This window comes from Ectopseudomonas toyotomiensis (genome assembly GCF_900115695.1).
GTDB classification, from domain to species: Bacteria; Pseudomonadota; Gammaproteobacteria; order Pseudomonadales; family Pseudomonadaceae; genus Aquipseudomonas; species Aquipseudomonas toyotomiensis.
On record NZ_FOXK01000019.1, the window covers coordinates 23739 to 44013 of the forward strand.

The window sequence follows — 20275 nt, forward strand, 5'->3', positions numbered from 1 at the left end:
TTTGTTTAGGCTTTCTCCATGTACCATTGAGTAGTACTCAACATTGAGGCCGCCCCGATGCCGCTACTCCCGACCACAAAGTTGTCACGAGCTGATTTGGCTGATCTGAACTCCTTCCTTGCAGTAGAGAGCCATCGCAGCTTCTCCAAGGCAGCCGTTGAACTGGGAATTACCACTTCCGCGCTCAGCCACTCCATTCGAAATCTGGAGACTCGTTTGGGCGTTAGGCTGCTCAACCGAACCAGCCGCACTGTCTCTCCTACAGATGCCGGTGCGAGCTTGGCAAAACGCCTGGCAGTTGGCTTTCAGGAGATTGGAGGTGCGCTGGCGGAAGTTGATCGGCATCGCGACCGTCCTGCAGGTCGCCTGCGGATCAACGTCCTCAGTGACGGCGCACGACTGCTCTTCAATCGGTGGCTGCCGAAGTACCTGGAGGCCTATCCGGATGTGTCAGTCGAGGTCGCAGTAGATGATCGGATGGTGGACATCCTGGCTGCTGGATTTGATGCAGGCATCAGGTATGGCGGGACGATCGCTGAAGACTTTATTGCTGTGCCCATCAGCGAACAGCTGCGCTGGGTTGCAGCGGCATCGCCTCGCTACCTAAACCGGACATCGCGGATCCTAGTGCCGGAGGATCTGAAGAACCATAACTGCATTCAGATTCGGACTGGGCAAGGTGTCATCTATCGCTGGGACTTCGAGAGGGAAGGCGATCACCGAGTGATTGAGGTACCCGGTCAGCTTTGTGTGAACGAAACCGAGTTTGGTATTCAGATGGCGCTATCGGACAGAGGCATTACGTACTGCCCTGAGGAGCGCATTGCAGATTACATCTCGCGAGGAGAGCTCCAGGTCGTACTACCTGACTGGGCACCCATTGAGCCAGCATTCCACATCTACTACCCAGGCCGCCGGCAAATGCCTCCAGGTTTGCGAGAGCTGATTGATCTACTGCGTACAGAGTCGGGTAGCTGGTAGGTCGCCCTCTTCGACTATTTGCTTTACCGGGTGACGCTACCGAACTGGTTGATAGGACTGTCCGCTATTGGCCGCAAGCAGCCCAAAAATCGCGCTTACTCCCGCTCTTGCCTCAGTCTGTCCTACCGGCAATTGCTCAATGCATTCCCCGCAGCTGCGGGTGGAGCAGCGCGCTCAATCGGGCCGCCAGGAGATAAGGTGAAAGGCATGTGCCTGTGACTGACTAAAGCGAGCGGTCGAGCAGAAACTTGCTGAGGAACTGCCGCGTGCGTTCGTGTTGGGGCGCGGTAAACAGGGTCTTGGCCGGGCCCTGTTCGACGATGTGCCCCTGGTCGATGAAGATCGCCCGGTCCGCCACATCGCGGGCGAAGGCCATTTCGTGGGTGACGATGACCATGGTGCGTTTTTCTTCGGCCAGATCACGGATGGTGGTCAGCACTTCGCCCACCAGCTCGGGGTCGAGTGCCGAGGTGGGTTCGTCGAAGAGGATCACCTGCGGGCGCATGGCCAGGGTACGGGCGATGGCCACGCGCTGTTGCTGGCCGCCGGAAAGACGTTTGGGGTAGGCGTCTTCCTTGCCGCTCAGGCCCACCTTGGCGAGCAGGGCACGGGCATGGGCGAGGGCTGCATCGCGCGGCTCCTTCTTCACCTGTACCGGGCCTTCGATGACGTTTTCCAGTGCCGTACGGTGGGGGAACAGGTTGAAGTTCTGGAACACGAAGCCGGCCTGCTGGCGCAGTTGGCGGATGAGCTTCTGCTGGCCCTTGAGCGGTTTATCCGCATCGATATGGATATCGCCCACGGTGATCTGCCCGGCGCTGGGTTGCTCCAGCAGGTTGAGGCAGCGCAGCAGGGTGGTCTTGCCCGAGCCGCTGGGGCCGATGATGGCGACCACTTCGCCGGCGGCGACGTCCAGGTCGATGCCCTTGAGTACTTCGTTGCTGCCGAAGGCTTTTCGCAGATTGCGCACGGAAATCATCAGTTGTCCTGCTCGTGCCGGTTGACCCTGGCCTCAAGGCGCGCCTGGAAGTGCGCGAGGATGCTGGCCAGCGCCCAGTAGATCAGCGCGGCCGCCAGGTACATGGTGAAAATCTCGAAGGTGCGCGCGGTGATCAACTGCGCCTGACGGAACAGTTCCGGCACCTGGATGGTGGCGGCTAGGGCGGTGTCCTTGACCAGGGAAATGAAGCTGTTGCCCAAGGGCGGCAGCGCGGTGCGCGCCGCCTGCGGGAGAATGGCGCGGTACAGGGTCTGCGTCTTGCTCATGCCGATGCTGGCGGCCGCTTCCCATTGGCCGCGGTCGATGGAGGCGATGGCCGCGCGGAGAATCTCCGAGGTGTAGGCGGCCATGTTCAGCGAGAAGCCGATCAGCGCCGCGGGCAGCGGGTCGAGCTGGATGCCCAGCTGCGGCAGGCCGTAGTAGATCAGGAACAGCTGCACCAGCAGCGGCGTGCCACGAAAGAAGGAGACATAGAGGCGGGTGAGCCAGCGCAGTGGCGCTGGCCCATACAGGCGTCCGACGGCGAGGGCGAAGCCCAGCAGCAGGCCGAAGAACATGCCGCCCAGGCTGAGTACGACCGTGTAGTAGGCGCCCTTGAGCAGAAAGGGCGCGGACTCCAGAGCCAGCTGAAGGGCGGACTCGATCATCGGGTGACGTCAGCCTTGAACCATTTCTCGGAAAGTTGCTTGAGAGTGCCGTCGGCACTCAGATTGGCCAGCGCCTGGTCGATGGCGGCGAGCAGGGCGGGGTTGCCCTTGCGCATGGCGATGCCAGCCTCCTGGCGGGAGAAGGCGTCGCCGGCCACGGCCAAACGGCCACCGGTTTTCTCGACCATCTCGAAGGCGGCGAGGCGATCTACCAGGATCACGTCGATGCGGCCGACATTGAGATCCTGGAATTTGGTCGGGTCGTCATCGTAGGTGCGGATGTCGGCTTGCGGCACGTTGTCTTTCAGCCACTGTTCGTAGTTGGTGCCAAGGCCTACGCCGACTTTCTTGCCGGCCAGGTCCTGGGCGTTCTTGATGCTCTCGCCATCGGCCTTGCGGGTCAGTGCCTGGATGCCGGAGACGGTGTAGGGGGTAGAGAAATCGTATTTCTTCTTGCGCTCGTCGGAGATGGTCACCTGGTTGATCACCACGTCAAGGCGCTTGGATTCCAGCGCGGCGAGGATGCCGTCCCACTTGGTCGGCTGGAACTCGACCTTGACGCCAATCTCCTTGGCCAGCGCCTCGGCCAGCTCCACTTCGAAGCCGGTCAGCTTGCCGCTGGCGTCCTGGTAGTTGAAGGGCGGGTAGGTGCCTTCAAGGCCGACCTTGATGGCGCCGCGGGCCTTGATGTCATCGAGCAGCTCGGCGGCGAAGCTCGGTGCGCTGAGGCTGGCGCCCAACATGAGAGCCAGGCTAGCGAAGAGGAAATGGCGACGCAGGGTGGAGAATGTCATGGTGACCTCATGCAAGTGGGAAGGTGGCGCCACTCTAGGTGGAAATTATTATGCTTCTAAATAATTAAAAATTATCTATATATTCATTTTTGTTTGTAGGCGAAGAGGGCCGGCGAGCCGCCTGTGTGCAGGAACAGCAGCGGTCCGTTGCCTGGGAAGGCGCCACGCTTGAGGCCATCGAGCAGCCCGGCGAAGGCTTTGCCAGTGTAGACCGGGTCGAGCAGGATCGCTTCCAGGCGCGCCAGCAGGCTGATGGCCTCCAGGCCGGCGGCGTTCGCTTCGCCATAGCGCGGGGCGAAATAGGCGTCCCATAGCTCCAGGTTCAATCCTTGCGGCATCTCCACACCTAGCAGTTCAGCGGTGCGCTGGAGTAGACCCTCCACTTTGGGCTTTTGTGCCGCCTCGCTACGTGAAACGGTGACGCCGATCACGCGCGTGCCGGGGCGTGCACTTTCCAGCGCCAGGGCCAGCCCGGCATGGGTGCCGGCGCTGCCGGAGGCCAGCACCACGGCGGCGAAGTTCTGGCCGCTGGCGGCGATCTGCTCAGCCAGTTCCAGCCCGCCACGCACGTAGCCGAGTGCGCCCAGGGCATTGGAGCCGCCGATGGGTACCAGATAGGGATGACGCCCGGTTGCGCTGAGGCGTTGGCAGGCGGCCTCCAGCAGTTGGTCGGCGTTGTCCAGGTTGGCGACGTTTTCCACCTCGGCGCCAAACAGATCCAGCAGCAGGCGATTGCCGTTGCCCAGGTAGTCGTCGCTCTGGCTGTCGATAGGGTTTTCCAGCAGGGCCAGGCAGCCCAGGCCGAGCTGCGCGGCGACCGCTGCGGTTTGCCGCACATGGTTGGACTGGATGGCGCCGGCCGTGACCAGCACATCGGCCCCCTTGGCCTGCGCATCGGCGGCGAGATATTCGAGCTTGCGTGCCTTGTTGCCGCCGAGCGCCAACGGGGTGAGGTCGTCGCGTTTGATCCAGATATCGCGGTCCAGGTGCTGGGACAGACGTGGCAAATGCTGCAGGGCGGTGGCCTGAGGGATCAGTTGCAGACGGGGGAAGCGGGCGAGGGCGGCGGTGAGCATGGGAGCCTCCAGGGAGCGAAGGCTTTTCACTCTAGGTGGGAGGAGGCTGGGCTCACAAGCAGCAGTGGAAGATTATTTTGGGTATAAGAAGATAATTAATAGTTATTTTATGGCATAAATGTTTCTCCGTACTGTTGCGCCCAGCCCGGCCTATCCGCCGGGCGCCTGCCAAACGCGCCGGGCTGTCGATCCAGCCGGTGCCATAAACCGAGAACAAGGACATCATGAAGAAGCCCCTGCTGCTGACTGCCCTGGCCGCTGCCCTGACTGCCTCCCTGGCCCAGGCGGGCGAAAAATTGAGCGTTGCCGCTACCCCGGTGCCGCACGCCGAAATCCTCGAACTGATCAAGCCCGAGCTGGCCAAACAAGGCGTGGATCTGGATATCAAGGTCTTCACCGACTACGTTCAACCCAACCTGCAGGTGAGCCAGAAGAATCTGGATGCCAACTACTTCCAGACCAAGCCGTACCTGGACACCTTCAATACGCAGCGCGGTACCGAGCTGGTGATCGTGCAGGGCGTGCACGTCGAACCCTTCGGCGCCTATTCGGCCAAGTACAAGTCCCTCGACGAATTGCCGAACGGCGCCACCATCGCTATCCCCAACGAAGTCAGCACCACCGGCCGTGCGCTGCTGCTGTTGCAGAAAGCCGGCCTGCTGACCCTCAAGGATCCCACCAGCGCCCAGGCACTGCCGCGCGACATCGTCGATAACCCGCGCAACTTCAAGTTCCGCGAGCTGGAGGCGGCCACCGTACCGCGCGTGCTGAATCAGGTCGATCTGGCGCTGATCAACACTAACTACGCGCTGGAGGCCAAGCTCAATCCCAAGCGCGATGCGTTGGCGATCGAAGGCAGCGACTCGCCTTACGTCAACTATCTGGTGGCCCGCCCGGACAACCAGGACAGCGAGGCGATCAAGAAGCTTTCCGCCGCGCTGACCAGCCCGCAAGTGAAGGCCTTCATCGAGAAGCGTTATGACGGTGCGGTACTGCCGGCCTTCTGATTGAAACTGTAAGGCGGCTCTTTTTGTGTCCTAGCTGCCCACCGTTGAAGACGGTAATAAACCTGTGCAAACGGGTTTGCGTTTACGCCGAGCCGGCTCAGCCGACTCGGCGTTGTTTTTTCGCGCGATAGGCCAGCGGAGCCAGGCTGCCCCTGCCGGCGTGCATAAATGGCAAATTGCCTTCCCGACGCCATGAGCCTACGATTCGCTGGTTTGAAATGCCATGCCGACGGCTTCTGGAGTGCAGAGAGAGGCGCGGGCGCCGTTGCGCGCCACCCAGTGCTAGGCTCCTGCCCCTCTCAACTTACGCGAACCCATGGTCACAAGGCCGGTGACCGTGTTCTGAGCCACGTCGCCGCTGTGCTCAAGGCCACGGCACGCCAGAGCGACCTGGTCTGCCGCTTGGGCGGCGAGGAATTCGTGGTCATCGCCCTGGACACCGACAGCACCGGCGCCCAGCAACTGGCCGAGCGCATGCGAGCGGCGTCTTCCCCAGGTAAAGGGCGGCATCCGCCTGCTGCAGAAACGCGTCGAAGGAATCGGGTGGAGTGGGCGGGAGTAGAGCAGTCGGTGCAGATATACGGGCTATAACGAGTGCTTTCAGTCAGAAGCGGCCAGCCACCCGTCGTTAACCCTGTTGATGCCGGATTTCACTTGCGACGACCTATTGGTGCGCCGCATTCATGGATTTCTTTGTACGTCCCTGGAGGCACTGGTCTGCGCCTCCTGACCCCGCCTCCAAGGCTCGTGCGCGATCATCCCAGTGGTTTTTTGCTGCGGTACTCGGTGGTGGTCATGCCCGCGTAACCCCAGTTATCGGTGTCGACTTCCTCGATTACGATGTGGGTGAGTTCGGGCTGCTTGTTAAGTACGCGCTGCAAAGTCTCGGTGATTTCCTTGATGACCTGGGCTTTCTGTTCGCGGGTGACGCCGTCACGGGTGATACGGACGCTGACGAAGGGCATGATGTCGCTCCTGTGTGGGTGGATGTCTTCAAACGGGGAAGCGCGGGCCACCCCGTCAGGTTCAGCCTATTACCATTTACCGACACTCATTCCGCCGTCGACCGGCAATACCACGCCCGTGGTGAACCGGGCATTGGCCAGGTAGAGCACGGCGTCGGCGATATCGCTGACGCGGCCGATACGTCCTGCCGGCTGCAGGCCGTTGAGGAAATCGAAGCTGGCCGGGTCGTGCATCGGCGTCTCGATGATACCTGGGGCCACTGCATTGACCTGGATGTTGTGGGGCGACAGCTCCAGCGCAAGGGCGCGGGTGACCTGATTCAGGCCGCCCTTGATCAGTACTGGTAGGGCGGCGGGCACGGCGAGGTTAGGCTGCAGCGCCACAGCAGCGGTGATGTTGATTATCTGCCCCTGGCGCCGCTCGATCATGTGCGTGGCGGCGGCCTGAGAGGCGTAGACCACCCCCTTGAGGTTGGTTTCCAGCAGGCCGTCAATGTCCTCTGGGCTGTACTCGATGAAAGGCTTGGGCAGGAAGAAACCGGCGTTGTTGACCAGCACGTCAACCTGACCGAAGGCCTCGATACCGGCCTGGATCAGGTGGCGTGCGGTGTCCGGCCTGGCGATGTCGCCGGCCACGCCGACGAAGGCGGTGGGGCTGCCTAGTTGTTCCCTGGCTTGTTCCAGGCGTTCGGCGGAGCGGGCGTTGCCGACCACGTTGAAGCCGCTGGCGAGGAAGGCCTTGGCCAGGCCGAAACCGATGCCGCTGGAGGCACCGGTAATGACTACCGTTCTGCTGTTGCTCATGTCGATTCTCCCGATGAGGAGGCGCCAGGTGGCGCCGTTGGGAGGACTATATTTTTGTTGTATAGGTGGATAAATATGGCTCGGAGAACTTCAGTTAGTACATGGTGTAATTAATGCAGCGACAATTCGACGATGTGATGCTCGGCAGCATCGAGCTGTTCTGCCTGGCGGCGGAGCTGGGCAGCTTCACCGCGGCCGGGCTGGCGGCTGGGGTTACCCCTGCGGCGGTCAGCCGCTCGATCGGCCGGCTCGAGGAGCGCCTGGGCTCGCGACTGTTCGTACGTACTACCCGTAGCATCCGTCTGACCGAGGGCGGACGCGGTTACTACGAGCAGTGCCGCCAGGCGCTTACCCAGATGGTAGAGGCCGAGCGCACGCTGACCGGCCAGCAGCAGGAGCCCTCCGGCACCCTTCGTATCAGCCTGCCCACCACCTACGGACATCACCGCATCTTGCCGCTGTTACCCGAGTTCCGCCGGCGCTTTCCGAAGGTGCAGGTTGACGTGCATTTGGGTAACCGCAACATCGATTTCGTCGGCGAGGGTTACGACCTGGCCATCCGTGTGCGTGCGCAACCGGACTCGACGCTGATCGCCAGGCCGCTGGAGGATGCCCGGCTGGTGGTGGTGGCCACCCCCGAGTACCTGGCGCGAGCGGGCACGCCACAGACCCTGGATGATCTCGCGCGGCACGACTGCATCCAGTTCGAGCTTCCCAGCAGCGGCCGGCGCATCACCTGGCTGTTCAGTGAGGATCGGACCGAACGGGAGATACTCACCGAGGGCGGCTACGTCTGCTCGGACGATGTGCTAGGCGGCGTGACCCTGGCCAAGCACGGCGCGGGGTTATTCCAGACCTATCGCTTCATCGTCGAGCGCGAGCTGGCGGATGGTTCGCTGGTCGAAGTGTTGCAGCCATTCGCCGGACGCTCGCGACCTTTCACCCTGTTGTATCCCCATGGCCGGCACATGCCCTTGCGCCTGCGCACTTTCGTCGACTTCATCATGGAGCAGCAGCGCCGCTGGACTGCTCAGGTCTGAGCCTACGTATCACTCTGTATCGGTTTCGCACCCTGTGGTGCTGGCATACAAAGCGCGCCGGCCATCGATACGTGCCCGACACACATGCGCGGCCAAATAGCCGGACCCGAGAGTGGCCCGCGCCGTGCGGCCTCTCCGGGCCAACTGCCTCATGGCATATCCGCGCACCATCGCGCTCAGCACCGGAGAATTCCCATGTCCCGTACTCCCGTATCCAACAAGACCCGCATCGGCCTGCTCGCTGTCGCCCTGGCTGGTGGCATGAACCTGGCCTCCACCGCCTTCGCCGTGGAGCAACTGCCTCAGGGCTATCAGCTGGCCGCCGCCGACAAGGCTGGGGAGTGCAAGTGTGGCGAAGGCAAATGTGGCGGCGAAGCCAAGGCGACCCAGGCCGAAGGCAAATGCGGTGAAGGCAAGTGCGGCGATGCCTCCTTCGCCCGTACCGACACCGACGGCGATGGCCGCGTCTCGCTCAAGGAGTTGCTGGCCGTGGCGCCGAACGGCAGCGACGAGTTCAAGGCCATGGACAGCAACGCCGACGGCTACCTGTCCGAGGCCGAGGTCTACAAGTTCCGCAGCAACCAGTACACCAGTAACGGCAAGAAGGTGCCGACCGAGTTGTTCACCCAAATGAGCCAGGCCCGCGACTGATCCGTTCCCTGTAACCACGCCCTCCCTGTCACCGACTGGGAGGGCGTTCGTCCATCTGGAGAAGCCTAATGACTGCTCATTCTTCGGTGCACGGTGCCGGCCTTGGCCTGCGCCGTGCTCTGCTTCCCGAGCTGCTGGCGATGGCGCCAGGCAGCGTCGACTTCCTCGAGTGCGCTCCGGACAACTGGATCAGCGTCGGCGGCGCCCACGGCGACTGCCTGGCCGCGTTGGCCGAGCGTATCCCGCTGACCTGCCACGGCCTGTCCCTGTCGCTTGGCGGCCCGGCGCCGCTGGACCTCGACCTACTGCGCCGCACCCGGCAGTTCCTCGAACGCCACCGGGTGCCGCTGTACAGCGAGCATCTGAGCTACTGCTCGGACGACGGCCAGCTTTACGACCTGCTGCCGCTGCCGTTTACCGACGAAGCAGTGCGTCACGTCGCCGCTCGCATCCGCCAGGCTCAAGACGCGCTTGGCCGGCGCATCGCGGTGGAGAACATCTCTTACTACGCCGCACCCTACCAGGCGCTGAGCGAGATTGAGTTCCTCCGTGCGGTACTGGAGGAAGCAGACTGCGATCTGCTGCTGGACGTCAACAACCTGTTCGTCAACGCCATCAACCATGGTTACGACGCGGCGGCCTACCTGGCGGCGATTCCCGCCGCGCGGGTGGTTTGCCTGCATGTGGCCGGCCATTATGACGAGGCGCCGGACCTGAAAATCGATACCCACGGCGCGGCGGTGAAGGGTGATGTGTGGAGCTTGCTGGAGCAGGCCTACGCGCGCTTTGGCGCGGTGCCGACGCTGCTGGAACGGGATTTCAACTTTCCACCGCTGGCCGAGCTGCTGGCCGAAGTCGGGCAGATCCGCCGCTACCAGCGTGCCGTGCAGGTGGAGGTGCGCCATGGCTGAAGCACTGTATGAGCAACTGATGCGCATGGCCAACCACGTGCGTGACCCGCAACGCCACGCGCCCCCGCCGGGCATCGAGGCTCGGCGTCTGGCGGTCTACCGGCAGTTGTTCCTCGGCAATCTCGAATCGCTGCTGGCCGGTGCTTTCCCCGTTGCTCGGGCGAGCCTGGGGGCGGCCCGCTGGCAGGCACTGGTAACGACCTTCTACGCCAACCATCGCTGCCAAACGCCGTTGTTCACCGAACTGGGCAGCGAGTTCGTCGACTACCTGGAAACCGGTGGGGCTGCGGACCTGCCGCCGTGGCTGGCCGAGTTGGCCCACTACGAGCGAGTGGAGAGCGTTCTGCTGCTCAGCGATGCGGCGGAGCCGCATCACGACCCGCAGGGTGACCTGCTCGAGGGTGTGCCGGTGTTGTCGCCCCTGGCGATGCCCTTGGCCTACCGCTGGCCAGTGGTAGAGATCGGCCCGGGCCATCTACCGCAGCAGGCTCCGGAGCAGCCCACGCTGATCCTGGCGCGGCGTGATACGGACCGTCACGTGTACTTCTCACGTCTGGCACCGCTGGCTCATGCGCTGCTGCTGTCGCTGCAGGAATGCCTTATCAGCGGCCGGGCGCATCTGGCGCGGCTGGCCGCGGCCATCGGCGTTGCACCGGAGGAAATCGTGCCGGCCGGGCTGGCGTTGCTGGAGGACTTGCGCGGCCAGGGCGTGGTGCTGGGCACTCGTCTCGGCGCCTGAGCCGCGGCCATAAAATGCCCGCGCACCCGTTAAGGTGCGCGGGCTTTTTGTTTCATGGGTCAGACCTTGCGGCGTAGCAGCCCGTCCAGACTCAGGTGCCCCGCACCGCCGAGCAGCAGCGGCAACAGGGCTACCAGGTAGATCAGCGGCAGCTTGTAGTTGCCATGGCCGTGGTCGCTGATCGAGTAGCCCAGGGCCAGTTCCGCCAGGCTCGACCAGTGCGCCGGCCAGTGCACGGCGGCGATGGCCACGATGGTCAGCACCATCAGCGTTGCCGACGCCAGGCGCGTACCCAGGCCGAGCAGCAGGAGCAGCGGCGCGATCAGCTCCACCCACATCGACAGCTGCCAGTTCAGCTCGGCCGGCAGCAGGTCGAAGGGGAAGGGGAATTGCAGCTGGCCGAACCAGTTCTGCCCGTACCATTTCTCCAGGCCGGCTTCGAAAAACTCCCAGGCTAGGAACAGGCGCAACGGCAGATTAGCGCCCCAGGCGCCGAGGCGGTCTAGGCGGGAGAAGGCGTTTTGCAGTGGGGTGAAGGCGGTATTGGACATGGTGACCTCAGCGAGTAGTGACGAGCGGAGCGCGGGTCGGCTGTACCTCACGGCGCAGACGCTGGGCCAGCTTGGCGACGAGCTTGAGCACGATGGCGGAGAAGATCAGGGCGAAGCCCAGCGCGTACCAGGGGCTCATCGGGATGCGTTTGTAGAACGACAGGCAGAAGATCGCCGCCAGCACCCAGGTACCGGTGCCATGCAGCAGCTTCCAGGCACGACCACCGAGGGCCTTCATTGTCCTGGGAAAGGAGGTGAGGCTGAGCAGCAGGATGAACAGGTAGCCCACCGAGCCGGGGATGCTCGCTGGCACCGAGCGGCCGTTCCAGAACACCTCGGGAAACAGCTTCGCATAGGTCAGGATCAGCACGCCGTGGATCAGGTGGGAGAAGGCGAAGGCCAGGCCGAAGTAGCGTCGCTCGCGCAGCAGCGCGCGGGTCGTGGGGCTGGGCAGCAGGAGGGCCAGGGACGAGGCGAGAAAGGCGATCAGGAACAGGGCGAAGGAGGTACGCGCGGTGACGCGGATGGCGCTACGCAGTGCCTCTACCAGCTGCGGCTGCCAGAGCAGGGCCAGCGCGGTGGCGACGAGGACGAGCAGCGATAACAGGCTGAATAGGCGCCAGCCGTGCAGGCTGGGTAAGGTGGCGGATCGGGTCATAGGAGGCTCCTTGGATGGGCGCGACGCGTTGTGTGCCGCGTTGACCGCCATGCTCGCCAACTGCTTTATCTTGCGTGTGTCCCGCTCAGGGCCGCCTTGTATCGCTCTGTATCCTCTTCTCAACCCGTTACATTGAGCTCCAGTTCGGCGCATAGGCCACCGTGCTCGCGGTTGCGTAGGCTCAGGCGGGCGCCCAGAGCCTGACTCAGCTGCAGGGCGATGGCCAGGCCGAGACCAGTGCCGCCGGTACTGCGGTTGCGCGAGCTCTCCACCCGGTAGAACGGCTTGAACACGTCCTCCAGTTCGGCTTCGGCGATGCCGGGGCCCTCGTCCAGCACCAGCAGGTGCACGCCGTGTGCGTCGCGCTTCACCTGCAACTGGGCGCTGCCGGCGAACTTGAGGGCATTGTCGAGCAGATTGCTCAGCACCCGGCGCAGCGCGTGCGGGCGCGTCTCGATCAGTGCGCCGCTGCGGCCGTCCAGGCTCACCGCCTGGCCGCTGTCCTGGTAGTCGAGCACCAGGCTATCGAGGAAGGCGTCCAGATCGACCCGACACAGCGCCTCGCGACTGCCTTCCATGCTGCGTGCATAAGCCACGCCCTCGCGCACCAGGTGCTGCATCTCGTCGAGGTCACTCCACAGGCGCTCGCGCTCCAGCGAATCGTCCATCTGCTCGACGCGCAGCTTCATGCGCGTGATCGGCGTTTGCAGGTCATGGGATATGGCCGCCAGCAGCTGCATGCGCTCTTTCAGGTAGGCGGCGATACGGCCCTGCAGTGCATTGAACGCGCGGGCCGCGTATTGCACCTCCGTGGGGCCGCGCTCATCCAGTGGTGGCGCCGGGTTGTCTGGGTCGAGGTGGTCCACCGCACGGGCCAGGCGGGTCAGTGGACGAATCGCCGTGCGCACTGCCAACCAGGTGCAGAGTGCCAGCACCAGCAACTGCAGAACCAGCATCAGCGGCAGCCACTGGGCCACCGGAATGCTGCTGGGGGTTACGTCCAGCACCAGCGGGCTACCGTCGCTGAGGCGGATGTGTACCTGAAAATGCGGGCGCGGCCCCTCGATGGTCTCGAAGCGCAGAGCGAAGCGCTTGCCGATGGCCCGTTCGATGGAAGGCACGGCCATGGGCATGTCGTCCATGGACATCGGTGTGCCGGGCAGACCGCCGTCCAGTCGATAGTGGTAGTTGCGCCGCTCCAGGACCGGTAGCCAGCTAGCACGTTCTTCGGCCGGCAGGCGATCGATCAGCGCCACGGAGGTGCTCAGGTCCCTCTCCAGATTGTCGAGCATCACGTTGCGCCCGGTTAGGTAGCGCTCGTAGAACTGTGAGCCGAACGATAGGCCGTAGGCCAGCACCAGGCCGGTGAGGAAGATCAGTGTGAGGCGCGTGGCCAGGCTGCGCGGCCAGCGGAGCAGGGGCATCATGCGTTGGGCTCGATCAGTTGCACGGGAAGCGAGAACACGTAACCCTCGCTGCGCACCGTCTTGATGTAGGCCGGCTCGCGGGCGTCGTCCAGTAGGCGCTGGCGCAGGCGGCTGACCAGCAGGTCGATTGAGCGATCGAAGACGTCGGCCTCGCGGCCCTGGGTCAGGTTGAGCAACTGCTCGCGGCTAAGCACCCGCTGCGGGTGGTCGAGGAACACCCTCAGCAGGCGGTACTCGGCGCCGCTGAGGGCGACTACGGTGTCGACCTCGTCCAGCAGGTGGCGGGCGCTGGTGTCCAGGCGCCACTGACCGAAACCGATCAGCCGGCTGCTCTCGCTGATCTGCAGGTTCGGCGGCAACATGCGGGTGCGGCGCAGCACGGCGTTGATCCGCGCGAGCAGTTCGCGGGCCGAGAAGGGCTTGGTCAGGTAGTCGTCGGCGCCCATCTCCAGGCCGACGATGCGGTCGGTCTCCTCGTTGCGCGCGGTGAGCATCAGCACCGGCGTGGCCTTCTGTTTGCCCACGCGCAGCTCGCGGCACAGCTTCAGGCCGTCGTCGCCGGGCATCATGATGTCGAGCACGATCAGGTCCACCGCGTTGCCGTCGAGGACGGCGCGCATTTGCCGGCCATCGGCGGCCAGGCTTACGCGCAGGCCGTTCTTCTTCAGGTAGTTGCCCACCAGTTCGCGGATTTCCCGGTCGTCGTCGACGATCAAGATGTGATCGACATGCTCCATGGCCATCTCTCATTGCAGTGACGGCGCCCAGTCTATCTGGCTCGATGACGCTTGCCCGCCGCCCTTTGTATTGCAGTGTATCCGGGTGCCCAGGTGATACCTGGCGCTGCAATCATTCTTCCCTCCGGACACATCGGCGATACCTCCTGAACGTGCAATTGGGCGCCCGGCAGATGCGACCCATCGCCCTCGCACCATCATCAGGAGATTGTCATGAAAGCGATCACTCGCACCTCCCTTGTACTGGCATTGGTACTGCCCTTTGGCAGCCTCAACCTGCACGCCGCAGAGCAGATCCCGGTTGAACGCTACCACTACGGCATGCAACTGGATGTACAGAAGGTTCTGGTGCTGGAAGAGGTACCGTCATTGCGTTGTCAGGTCGTGGAGGCGCGCATGGACTACCTGGATTCCCAGGGCCACAAGCGCAGATTGGCCTATCTGAAGCAGGCCAAGGCTTGCGAAAACGAAAACTGAACCCCAGCCCTTGCCCGCTGCGCCCGGTTTCGCCGGGCCTGACCCTTTTGCGTTTTCGAGGTAACCATGCTGCTCATCGCCTTTCTCGGTGGGGTTCTGACGCTTTTCAGCCCCTGCATTCTGCCGGTCATTCCGCTGCTGCTGAGCAGCACCCGTGGCAACGTCCGTACAACCCTGCTGACCTTGCTCGGGCTGGCCTCGGGCTTCGCCACACTGGCAAGCCTGGCGGCCGTGTCTGCCAACTGGGTGATCGAGGCCAGCGTATGGGGCCGCTACCTGGCCCTGGCGATCCTCACGCTGTCAGGGCTGGCGCTGCTCTCCGCGCGAGTCAGCGCCTGTTTATCCCGCCCCTGGCTGTGGCTGGGCGCTCGCCTGCAGGGCGATGCCCGCCGCCTGTCGCCTGCGCTCTCGGCCTGGCTGCTGGGCGTTGCCAGCGGCTTGCTGTGGGCACCCTGTGCCGGGCCGATACTCGGGCTGATTCTTTCGGGGGCCATGCTTGAGGGGCCCAGCGTGAACACTACTCTGCTGTTGTTCAGTTTCGGCCTGGGCAGCGCGGTGGCGCTGGCGATCCTGATCTTCCTCGGACGCGTTGCGTTACGGCGGTTGCGGCCCTCGCTGCGCCTGATCGAGTGGCTGCGGCGCGGCACCGGTGCGGCGGCGTTGTTGGCGATCATCGGCATCGCCAGTGGGCTCAATGCGCAACTGGCCAACCCGGCGATGTCGGGCCTGCTGTCCACCCTGGAACGCCGGGTGCTCGAGGTGGTGCCTCGTGTGTTCGAAGGGTTGGTCGGCAGCGCTCGAGCGGCCGTGCCCGTTCATCTGCCAGACCTGGGATTGGCACCTGAACTTAGCGGCGTTACGCAGTGGCTCAACAGCGCGCCACTGGACTGGACCCAATTGCGGGGGAAGGTAGTGCTGGTGGATTTCTGGACCTATGACTGCATCAACTGTCGCAACAGCCTGCCCTATGTGAATCAGTGGGCGCAGCGCTATGCCGAGCAGGGACTGGTGGTCGTGGGTGTGCATACTCCGGAATACCCCCATGAGCGTATCGTCGCCAATGTCCGTCAGGCGATCAAACAACTGGGCATCCGCCACCCGGTGGCGATCGACAACCAGTATCAGGTGTGGAGTGCATTCGGCAATCAATACTGGCCCGCGCATTACTTCATCGATGCCGAGGGGCATATTCGCCATGCGCACATGGGCGAGGGCGATTACGCAGAGCAGGAACGCGTCATTCAGGAGCTACTGCGCATGAAGGATATGCGCGCTGGGGCGGACGGCGCAGCTGGGTAAGTGACGTGTCCGCCTATTATTCAACGCCGACTTACGGCAGGGCTCGAAGCCTGAGCAAACCAGCAGAAGGTGCGCTGCCGCGTCGTCTTCGAATCGATCATGGGCGAAGCTCGCCCATCGTCGAGCTCGACTCGCGGGGGGCGAGAGCATTTAGCGCCATGGCCGCACAAGACAGCAGGATGCCAACAGCGGCAAGGCCTATCCAGCCTGCTCGGTGTACGCCGTAATTCCCCAATGCAGCGCCAATCGCTCCGCCCAGAAAATACGACCCCATGAATACGGTGTTGAGCCGGCTACGAGCTTCGTGTCTCAGGGTGAATACGCGTGCCTGGTTGGCAATCAGTCCGGCGCGATTGCCAACGTCGAGCAGCAGCATGCCGAGGATGAGCCAGCCAAGACTTTGCCCGCCGGCTGCGATGCAGGCGAAACCCAGGGCGAGGGTCATTGCGCCGGCGATGGCCAGGGTGCGTACGCCCAGACGATCGGTCAGTGCGCCAATTTGGGGTGACGCGACGATGCCCAACAGCGCGACCAGGCCAAACAGGCCGATGGTGGCAGAGCCGAAACCGTAGGGTGGTTGTGCCAACAGCGCGGCAAGCGAGGCCCACAGCGCACTGAACGCGGCGAACATAAGCAAGCCGCTCGCCGCACAGTAACGCAGCACGCCTTCCTCCCGGACCAGGCTGCCCAGCGAACGCAGGAGCCGGCCATAGCTTATCGTCGTCAGGCTCGTAGTGGCGGGCAGGCTCTTGGCAACAATGATCAGCAGCAACACATCGCTGAGCGAGGCCAATACGAAGACGGCACGCCACCCCATATTTTCGCCGGCGAACCCTCCAATCATGCGCGCCAGCAAGAGGCCAGCCGAGAGGCCGCTGAGCAGGCTGCCGACGATGCGACCTCGCTCAGCCAGAGTGGACAGTCCCGACAGGGAGGGAATGATGATCTGCGCAGTGATTGCCGTCACACCGACCAGGAGGCTGCCCACGCACAGCACTGTGAAGTTTGGCGCTACGGCGCAGAGGATCAAGGCGACGGCATTTGCAGCGATGGCCAGCAACGCGAGCTGGCGTGGCTGTCGGCAATCGGCGAGCGGCACGATGAACAGCAGGCCTGCCGCATAGCCAAGCTGCGTCAACGTGGCGACCAGACCGGCCTGTGTCGGCGCCAGGCCAAACGACGCGGCCATCTGTGGCAGAAGCGGCTGGTGATAGTAGATGGTCGAGACGGCCAGCGCGCAGCAAAGGGCCATGAGGGTGACGAGTCGACTGGAAACGCTCATCGGAGCTGAAGAAGAGACAGACATGGCGCCATCCATTCACTGCTGCTGCAGGGCCTGCACGAGCCCGTGGGTATCGACGATGCTGTGCGCAAACGTTGGCCCGTTCAGGTCGTGCGCCGCGTGCATCATTTCCTTGCTGAAGGCGGCTGTTGCATCTCGTACCAGTGTGACGTGGTAACCCAGCTCCATGGCGAAGCGTGCGGTTGATTCGATACAGGTGTTCGCCAGCAAGCCGACGACGATCACGTGTGTGATGCCTCGCTGCTTGAGCTGGAAGTCGAGGTCGGTATTGGCGAACCCGCTTTGTCCCCAGTGCTCCTGGACGACGATGTCGTCCTCCTGCGGCACGAAGTCGGGATGCCATTCGCCGCCCCAGGAGCCCTTGGCAAAAGTGTGGCGCTGCTGGATCAGGCGTTGGGTCGGGTTGGGGTGATCCCAGTGGTCGTAGTCGCCTGGCTGCCAGCGCCGATGTGGCACGTAGTACACCTGGATGGCCTGCGCTCGAACGGCGGCAACAGTGGTGCGCAGGTTGTCGAGCAGATGAACGTCGTCCGCGACGCTTCTGAGCATGGGAAACAGCTTGCCGCCATCGGACAGGAAGTCGTTGTAGGGGTCGACCAGCAGCAGAGCGGTCCGCTCCGGGGAATACACAGGGTAGCTCATGACGGTGCTCCAGATAGAGGAGTGGGGCTGGGACTTATGCTGCACGGGCAAATGCCTCGATTGCCCATGGCGCTGCGTAAGCCTCACGGGGTCAATATTAACTATGAAAATCATAGTGTCAATTGGAATGAGGCCTTGGGAGGTGATGCGTGAGGCATTGCGATCCTGGTTGCGTTACTATGAAAAAGATAGTTACCACAGAGAAAACAGCGCTATGCCAATGCAGGATGAGACAAACGACACGGTGTGCCCGGTGGCGCGCTCGGTGGATTTGGTGGGCGACAAATGGACCATTCTGGTCATGCGTGAGCTGTACATGGGCGCGACACGCTTCGAGGAAATGCAGATCCAGACCGCAGCTACGCCTCAGATGTTGACCTCGCGCCTGAAAGCGCTGGAAGCCAACGGCCTAGTCGAACGCCGGCCCTACAGCGAAAAGCCGCTGCGCTATGAATACCTTCTGACTGACAAGGGCTGGGACTTCTATCCCGTGATCTACGCGCTACGCGCCTGGGGCGAGAAGTGGTGCAAGAACCCGGATGAGGGCTTGGCCGTGCATTTTGTGCATCGCGCGTGCGGCCATGACGTTGGCGTGGCCAGCGTTTGCCCTCACTGCGGCGACCCTGTGGAGCGCAAGGACCTGGAAGCGGTGATCAGCAATCGTTTCCTTGGCGAGCGCGAGTCTCGCCGGGAAGCCTTCAAGAGGAAGTAGCTGAGGCCAGGAAGCGTTTCCGTCCTGGTGGGTAGCTTGAATTGGAGACGAACTCTATAAGGCCGTTATTGGCCATGGCTGACCCTCTTAACGACAACTATCTACTAGTCGAGGCCGGCTATCTGCGATTGATTCAGCGGTCTATGCCGGTCCTGTTTGCCTAAGGCAAACGACTGTCTGGCTGACGAAGCGCGCGATAGTGGCGGCGAGCGTGACACCTGATGGCGCGACTCGCTGACAGGTCATATGCATATTCTTATTTGATATTTAAATTAATTTTCTTATACCTATAAAGTTCCATTCCATGCGTACCTGCCGACCAATCGGCGCGCCGCACTGAACACATGGCCGAACCCTCGGCCGGTCAAAGTGATGCGCCGATTGGCGCCTTTGCATGGAGTTTTCTATGTCGGCAGTAGCCTATACCAACACCGCGGCGTTGGCACAGTCGTTCGAAGTTCGTCCCTTCGATGCGCCAGTGGGCGCCGAGATCATCGGCCTGGATTTGACCCGGCCGCTCAGTGATGAAGACTTCGCCCGTGTCCATCGCGCCCATCTCGATCACGCCCTGCTGGTATTCCGTGACCAGCGCATCACCCCCGAACAGCAGATCGCCTTCAGCCGCCGTTTCGGCCCGCTACAGATCCACGTGCTCAAGCAGTTTCTGCTGGCCGATCACCCGGAAATTTTCATCATCTCCAATATTGTCGAGAACGGTCAGCCCATAGGCCTAGGCGATGCCGGCAAGTTCTGGCATTCGGATCTCTCCTACAAGGAATTCCCCAGCCTCGGCTCCATGCTGCTGGCTCAGGAGCTACCGGAGGAGGGCGGCGATACGCTGTTCGCCAGCCAGCAACTGGCCTATGAAACCCTGCCCGCGGATCTGCGCCAGGCCACCGAAGGCAAACGTGCCGCGCATTCCTACACCGCGCGCTATGCCGATGAAGTGTTCGCCGGCATTCGTCGCCCGACACTGACCGAGGCGCAACTGGCCGAGGTCAAGTCGGTCGTTCATCCGGTGGTGCGTACCCACCCGGAAACCGGGCGCAAGGGCCTGTTCGTCAACGAGAACTTCACCACCCATATTCTCGATATTCCCGAGGACGAGAGCCGGCAGATCCTCGCCGAGCTCTATGCCCACAGCGCCAGACCCGAGTTCATCTACCGCCATCAGTGGCAGCCCCACGACATGGTGTTCTGGGACAACCGCGCGCTGATTCACCTGGCAACGGGCTGTCCGAGCCACCTGCGTCGGCGCATGCACCGCACGACCATCCAGGGTGACGTGCCGTTCTGATTGACCGCAACACCCTAATTCCCTTTTCGCTTGCATCCCAATGGAGTCACACCATGTCTCTAGGTAAACGCTTTCCCTTCATTCCGCGTTTTGGCCGGCTGGCCAGCGGTATCGGTCTTGCCTTGAGCCTGCTGGCAGGCTCGCTGGCAGCGCCTCAGGCGGCGCAGGCCGAGGGGCAGATTCGCATTGCCGAGCAGTTCGGCATCGTCTACCTGCTGCTCAACGTGGTTCGTGACCAGCAGTTGATCGAGAAGCACGGCAAGGCCGATGGCCTGGACATCAAGGTCGATTGGCAGCAGCTCTCCGGCGGCGCGGCGATCAACGATGCGTTGCTGTCCGGCGCCATCGACATCGCCGGTGCCGGCATCGGCCCTCTGCTCACCGTCTGGGATCGCACCCACGGCAAGCAGAACGTCAAGGGCGTGGCTTCGCTGGGAAACTTCCCCTACTACCTGCTGAGCAACAACCCCAAGGTCAAGACCATCGCCGATTTCACCGAGAAGGATCGCATCGCCGTGCCAGCCGCCGGCGTCGGCTTCCAGTCACGCACCCTGCAG

23 protein-coding genes and 1 pseudogene are annotated in these 20275 nt (G+C 63.0%); 12 read left to right on the plus strand and 12 right to left on the minus strand.

Features of this window, described 5'->3' with window-relative positions; all coding sequences use genetic code 11:
- Nucleotides 1–57 precede the first annotated feature (57 nt).
- Complete coding sequence (locus tag BM186_RS25270) at nucleotides 58–981, plus strand: LysR family transcriptional regulator (protein ID WP_074919136.1); 924 nt, start codon at nucleotides 58–60, stop codon at nucleotides 979–981.
- A 223-nt stretch (nucleotides 982–1204) separates the two neighbouring features.
- Here BM186_RS25270 and tcyN read toward each other — a convergent pair whose 3' ends face one another.
- The 4 genes from tcyN to BM186_RS25290 form a co-directional block, all read right to left on the minus strand.
- The gene (tcyN, locus tag BM186_RS25275; RefSeq protein WP_074919138.1) at nucleotides 1205–1960 is read right to left on the minus strand and encodes an L-cystine ABC transporter ATP-binding protein TcyN; all 756 of its coding nucleotides are present in this window, start codon (nucleotides 1958–1960) and stop codon (nucleotides 1205–1207) included.
- Nucleotides 1960–2628, minus strand: coding sequence for a cystine ABC transporter permease (gene tcyL, locus BM186_RS25280; protein ID WP_045735909.1), 669 nt, complete (start codon nucleotides 2626–2628; stop codon nucleotides 1960–1962). Before tcyL ends, tcyN begins: the two co-directional genes overlap by 1 nt.
- Complete coding sequence (gene tcyJ, locus BM186_RS25285; RefSeq protein ID WP_074919140.1) at nucleotides 2625–3422, minus strand: cystine ABC transporter substrate-binding protein; 798 nt, start codon at nucleotides 3420–3422, stop codon at nucleotides 2625–2627. Before tcyJ ends, tcyL begins: the two co-directional genes overlap by 4 nt.
- 83 nt (nucleotides 3423–3505) lie before the next feature.
- Nucleotides 3506–4498: a D-cysteine desulfhydrase gene (locus BM186_RS25290; protein WP_074919142.1), complete on the minus strand. Its 993-nt coding sequence runs from the start codon at nucleotides 4496–4498 to the stop codon at nucleotides 3506–3508.
- Between the two features lie 224 nt (nucleotides 4499–4722).
- On the opposite strand from BM186_RS25290, the gene BM186_RS25295 reads away from it, so the two are divergent.
- Nucleotides 4723–5505, plus strand: a complete 783-nt coding sequence (locus tag BM186_RS25295) for a MetQ/NlpA family ABC transporter substrate-binding protein (protein ID WP_074919144.1) — start codon at nucleotides 4723–4725, stop codon at nucleotides 5503–5505.
- Nucleotides 5506–5697: 192 nt separating this feature from the next.
- Nucleotides 5698–6096, plus strand: a complete 399-nt coding sequence (locus BM186_RS26170) for a GGDEF domain-containing protein (RefSeq protein WP_241519901.1) — start codon at nucleotides 5698–5700, stop codon at nucleotides 6094–6096.
- 164 nt (nucleotides 6097–6260) lie between these two features.
- On the opposite strand, the gene BM186_RS25305 is transcribed toward BM186_RS26170, so the two are convergent.
- Nucleotides 6261–6470, minus strand: a complete 210-nt coding sequence (locus BM186_RS25305; protein ID WP_021488860.1) for a tautomerase family protein — start codon at nucleotides 6468–6470, stop codon at nucleotides 6261–6263.
- Between the two features lie 69 nt (nucleotides 6471–6539).
- Nucleotides 6540–7274 (minus strand): SDR family NAD(P)-dependent oxidoreductase, encoded by a 735-nt coding sequence (locus BM186_RS25310; RefSeq protein ID WP_045735913.1) that lies wholly within the window; start codon nucleotides 7272–7274, stop codon nucleotides 6540–6542.
- 113 nt (nucleotides 7275–7387) lie between these two features.
- Between BM186_RS25310 and BM186_RS25315 the strand changes: the two genes are divergently transcribed.
- The 4 genes from BM186_RS25315 to BM186_RS25330 all read left to right on the plus strand — a co-directional run bounded on the left by BM186_RS25315 (nucleotide 7388) and on the right by BM186_RS25330 (nucleotide 10615).
- A complete protein-coding gene (locus BM186_RS25315) occupies nucleotides 7388–8314 on the plus strand; it encodes a LysR family transcriptional regulator (RefSeq protein ID WP_074919147.1) in 927 nt (308 codons plus the stop codon).
- A 195-nt stretch (nucleotides 8315–8509) separates the two neighbouring features.
- On the plus strand, nucleotides 8510–8965 hold the full coding sequence (locus BM186_RS25320; RefSeq protein ID WP_074919149.1) for an HvfA family oxazolone/thioamide-modified RiPP metallophore: 456 nt from the start codon (nucleotides 8510–8512) through the stop codon (nucleotides 8963–8965).
- Nucleotides 8966–9033: 68 nt separating this feature from the next.
- Entirely contained in the window at nucleotides 9034–9876 is an 843-nt protein-coding gene (locus BM186_RS25325) for an HvfB family MNIO-type RiPP peptide maturase (RefSeq protein WP_074919151.1), read from the plus strand.
- Nucleotides 9869–10615 (plus strand): HvfC family RiPP maturation protein, encoded by a 747-nt coding sequence (locus BM186_RS25330; RefSeq protein ID WP_074919154.1) that lies wholly within the window; start codon nucleotides 9869–9871, stop codon nucleotides 10613–10615. Before BM186_RS25325 ends, BM186_RS25330 begins: the two co-directional genes overlap by 8 nt.
- A 59-nt stretch (nucleotides 10616–10674) precedes the next feature.
- Here BM186_RS25330 and BM186_RS25335 read toward each other — a convergent pair whose 3' ends face one another.
- The 4 genes from BM186_RS25335 to BM186_RS25350 all read right to left on the minus strand — a co-directional run bounded on the left by BM186_RS25335 (nucleotide 10675) and on the right by BM186_RS25350 (nucleotide 13988).
- Nucleotides 10675–11166: an HvfX family Cu-binding RiPP maturation protein gene (locus BM186_RS25335; protein ID WP_074919157.1), complete on the minus strand. Its 492-nt coding sequence runs from the start codon at nucleotides 11164–11166 to the stop codon at nucleotides 10675–10677.
- 7 nt (nucleotides 11167–11173) lie between these two features.
- A complete protein-coding gene (locus BM186_RS25340; RefSeq protein ID WP_074919159.1) occupies nucleotides 11174–11824 on the minus strand; it encodes a ferric reductase-like transmembrane domain-containing protein in 651 nt (216 codons plus the stop codon).
- A gap of 119 nt (nucleotides 11825–11943) precedes the next feature.
- The gene (locus BM186_RS25345) at nucleotides 11944–13251 is read right to left on the minus strand and encodes an ATP-binding protein (protein WP_093051973.1); all 1308 of its coding nucleotides are present in this window, start codon (nucleotides 13249–13251) and stop codon (nucleotides 11944–11946) included.
- Nucleotides 13248–13988, minus strand: coding sequence for a response regulator (locus tag BM186_RS25350; RefSeq protein WP_074919161.1), 741 nt, complete (start codon nucleotides 13986–13988; stop codon nucleotides 13248–13250). Before BM186_RS25350 ends, BM186_RS25345 begins: the two co-directional genes overlap by 4 nt.
- A 213-nt stretch (nucleotides 13989–14201) precedes the next feature.
- Between BM186_RS25350 and BM186_RS25355 the strand changes: the two genes are divergently transcribed.
- Entirely contained in the window at nucleotides 14202–14465 is a 264-nt protein-coding gene (locus tag BM186_RS25355) for a DUF2790 domain-containing protein (RefSeq protein WP_064495362.1), read from the plus strand.
- A 66-nt stretch (nucleotides 14466–14531) separates the two neighbouring features.
- On the plus strand, nucleotides 14532–15764 hold the full coding sequence (locus BM186_RS25360; protein ID WP_074919163.1) for a cytochrome c biogenesis protein DipZ: 1233 nt from the start codon (nucleotides 14532–14534) through the stop codon (nucleotides 15762–15764).
- A gap of 97 nt (nucleotides 15765–15861) precedes the next feature.
- On the opposite strand, the gene BM186_RS25365 is transcribed toward BM186_RS25360, so the two are convergent.
- Both BM186_RS25365 and BM186_RS25370 read right to left on the minus strand, forming a co-directional pair.
- On the minus strand, nucleotides 15862–17070 hold the full coding sequence (locus BM186_RS25365) for an MFS transporter (RefSeq protein ID WP_074919183.1): 1209 nt from the start codon (nucleotides 17068–17070) through the stop codon (nucleotides 15862–15864).
- Nucleotides 17071–17082: 12 nt separating this feature from the next.
- On the minus strand, nucleotides 17083–17709 hold the full coding sequence (locus BM186_RS25370; RefSeq protein WP_074919165.1) for a cysteine hydrolase family protein: 627 nt from the start codon (nucleotides 17707–17709) through the stop codon (nucleotides 17083–17085).
- A 214-nt stretch (nucleotides 17710–17923) separates the two neighbouring features.
- Between BM186_RS25370 and BM186_RS25375 the strand changes: the two genes are divergently transcribed.
- The 3 genes and pseudogenes from BM186_RS25375 to BM186_RS25385 form a co-directional block, all read left to right on the plus strand.
- Nucleotides 17924–18421, plus strand: coding sequence for a winged helix-turn-helix transcriptional regulator (locus tag BM186_RS25375; RefSeq protein WP_074919167.1), 498 nt, complete (start codon nucleotides 17924–17926; stop codon nucleotides 18419–18421).
- 406 nt (nucleotides 18422–18827) lie between these two features.
- Nucleotides 18828–19718, plus strand: coding sequence for a TauD/TfdA dioxygenase family protein (locus BM186_RS25380; protein ID WP_074919169.1), 891 nt, complete (start codon nucleotides 18828–18830; stop codon nucleotides 19716–19718).
- Nucleotides 19719–19771: 53 nt separating this feature from the next.
- Nucleotides 19772–20275 (plus strand): annotated as a pseudogene (locus BM186_RS25385) (ABC transporter substrate-binding protein); the annotation flags it as partial.

What these genes read in the sequence shown, in the direction of transcription:
- BM186_RS26170 (WP_241519901.1), top strand. Translation starts at nt 5,698, where the DNA reads ATGAGCCTACGATTCGCTGGTTTGAAATGCCATGCCGACGGCTTCTGG.
- BM186_RS25305 (WP_021488860.1), bottom strand. Translation starts at nt 6,470, where the DNA reads ATGCCCTTCGTCAGCGTCCGTATCACCCGTGACGGCGTCACCCGCGAA.
- tcyJ (WP_074919140.1), bottom strand. Translation starts at nt 3,422, where the DNA reads ATGACATTCTCCACCCTGCGTCGCCATTTCCTCTTCGCTAGCCTGGCT.
- tcyL (WP_045735909.1), bottom strand. Translation starts at nt 2,628, where the DNA reads ATGATCGAGTCCGCCCTTCAGCTGGCTCTGGAGTCCGCGCCCTTTCTG.
- BM186_RS25380 (WP_074919169.1), top strand. Translation starts at nt 18,828, where the DNA reads ATGTCGGCAGTAGCCTATACCAACACCGCGGCGTTGGCACAGTCGTTC.
- BM186_RS25345 (WP_093051973.1), bottom strand. Translation starts at nt 13,251, where the DNA reads ATGATGCCCCTGCTCCGCTGGCCGCGCAGCCTGGCCACGCGCCTCACA.
- BM186_RS25335 (WP_074919157.1), bottom strand. Translation starts at nt 11,166, where the DNA reads ATGTCCAATACCGCCTTCACCCCACTGCAAAACGCCTTCTCCCGCCTA.
- BM186_RS25295 (WP_074919144.1), top strand. Translation starts at nt 4,723, where the DNA reads ATGAAGAAGCCCCTGCTGCTGACTGCCCTGGCCGCTGCCCTGACTGCC.
- BM186_RS25360 (WP_074919163.1), top strand. Translation starts at nt 14,532, where the DNA reads ATGCTGCTCATCGCCTTTCTCGGTGGGGTTCTGACGCTTTTCAGCCCC.
- BM186_RS25315 (WP_074919147.1), top strand. Translation starts at nt 7,388, where the DNA reads ATGCAGCGACAATTCGACGATGTGATGCTCGGCAGCATCGAGCTGTTC.
- BM186_RS25325 (WP_074919151.1), top strand. Translation starts at nt 9,034, where the DNA reads ATGACTGCTCATTCTTCGGTGCACGGTGCCGGCCTTGGCCTGCGCCGT.
- BM186_RS25290 (WP_074919142.1), bottom strand. Translation starts at nt 4,498, where the DNA reads ATGCTCACCGCCGCCCTCGCCCGCTTCCCCCGTCTGCAACTGATCCCT.
- BM186_RS25355 (WP_064495362.1), top strand. Translation starts at nt 14,202, where the DNA reads ATGAAAGCGATCACTCGCACCTCCCTTGTACTGGCATTGGTACTGCCC.
- tcyN (WP_074919138.1), bottom strand. Translation starts at nt 1,960, where the DNA reads ATGATTTCCGTGCGCAATCTGCGAAAAGCCTTCGGCAGCAACGAAGTA.
- BM186_RS25320 (WP_074919149.1), top strand. Translation starts at nt 8,510, where the DNA reads ATGTCCCGTACTCCCGTATCCAACAAGACCCGCATCGGCCTGCTCGCT.
- BM186_RS25370 (WP_074919165.1), bottom strand. Translation starts at nt 17,709, where the DNA reads ATGAGCTACCCTGTGTATTCCCCGGAGCGGACCGCTCTGCTGCTGGTC.
- BM186_RS25270 (WP_074919136.1), top strand. Translation starts at nt 58, where the DNA reads ATGCCGCTACTCCCGACCACAAAGTTGTCACGAGCTGATTTGGCTGAT.
- BM186_RS25310 (WP_045735913.1), bottom strand. Translation starts at nt 7,274, where the DNA reads ATGAGCAACAGCAGAACGGTAGTCATTACCGGTGCCTCCAGCGGCATC.
- BM186_RS25350 (WP_074919161.1), bottom strand. Translation starts at nt 13,988, where the DNA reads ATGGAGCATGTCGATCACATCTTGATCGTCGACGACGACCGGGAAATC.
- BM186_RS25365 (WP_074919183.1), bottom strand. Translation starts at nt 17,070, where the DNA reads ATGTCTGTCTCTTCTTCAGCTCCGATGAGCGTTTCCAGTCGACTCGTC.
- BM186_RS25330 (WP_074919154.1), top strand. Translation starts at nt 9,869, where the DNA reads ATGGCTGAAGCACTGTATGAGCAACTGATGCGCATGGCCAACCACGTG.
- BM186_RS25375 (WP_074919167.1), top strand. Translation starts at nt 17,924, where the DNA reads ATGCCAATGCAGGATGAGACAAACGACACGGTGTGCCCGGTGGCGCGC.
- BM186_RS25340 (WP_074919159.1), bottom strand. Translation starts at nt 11,824, where the DNA reads ATGACCCGATCCGCCACCTTACCCAGCCTGCACGGCTGGCGCCTATTC.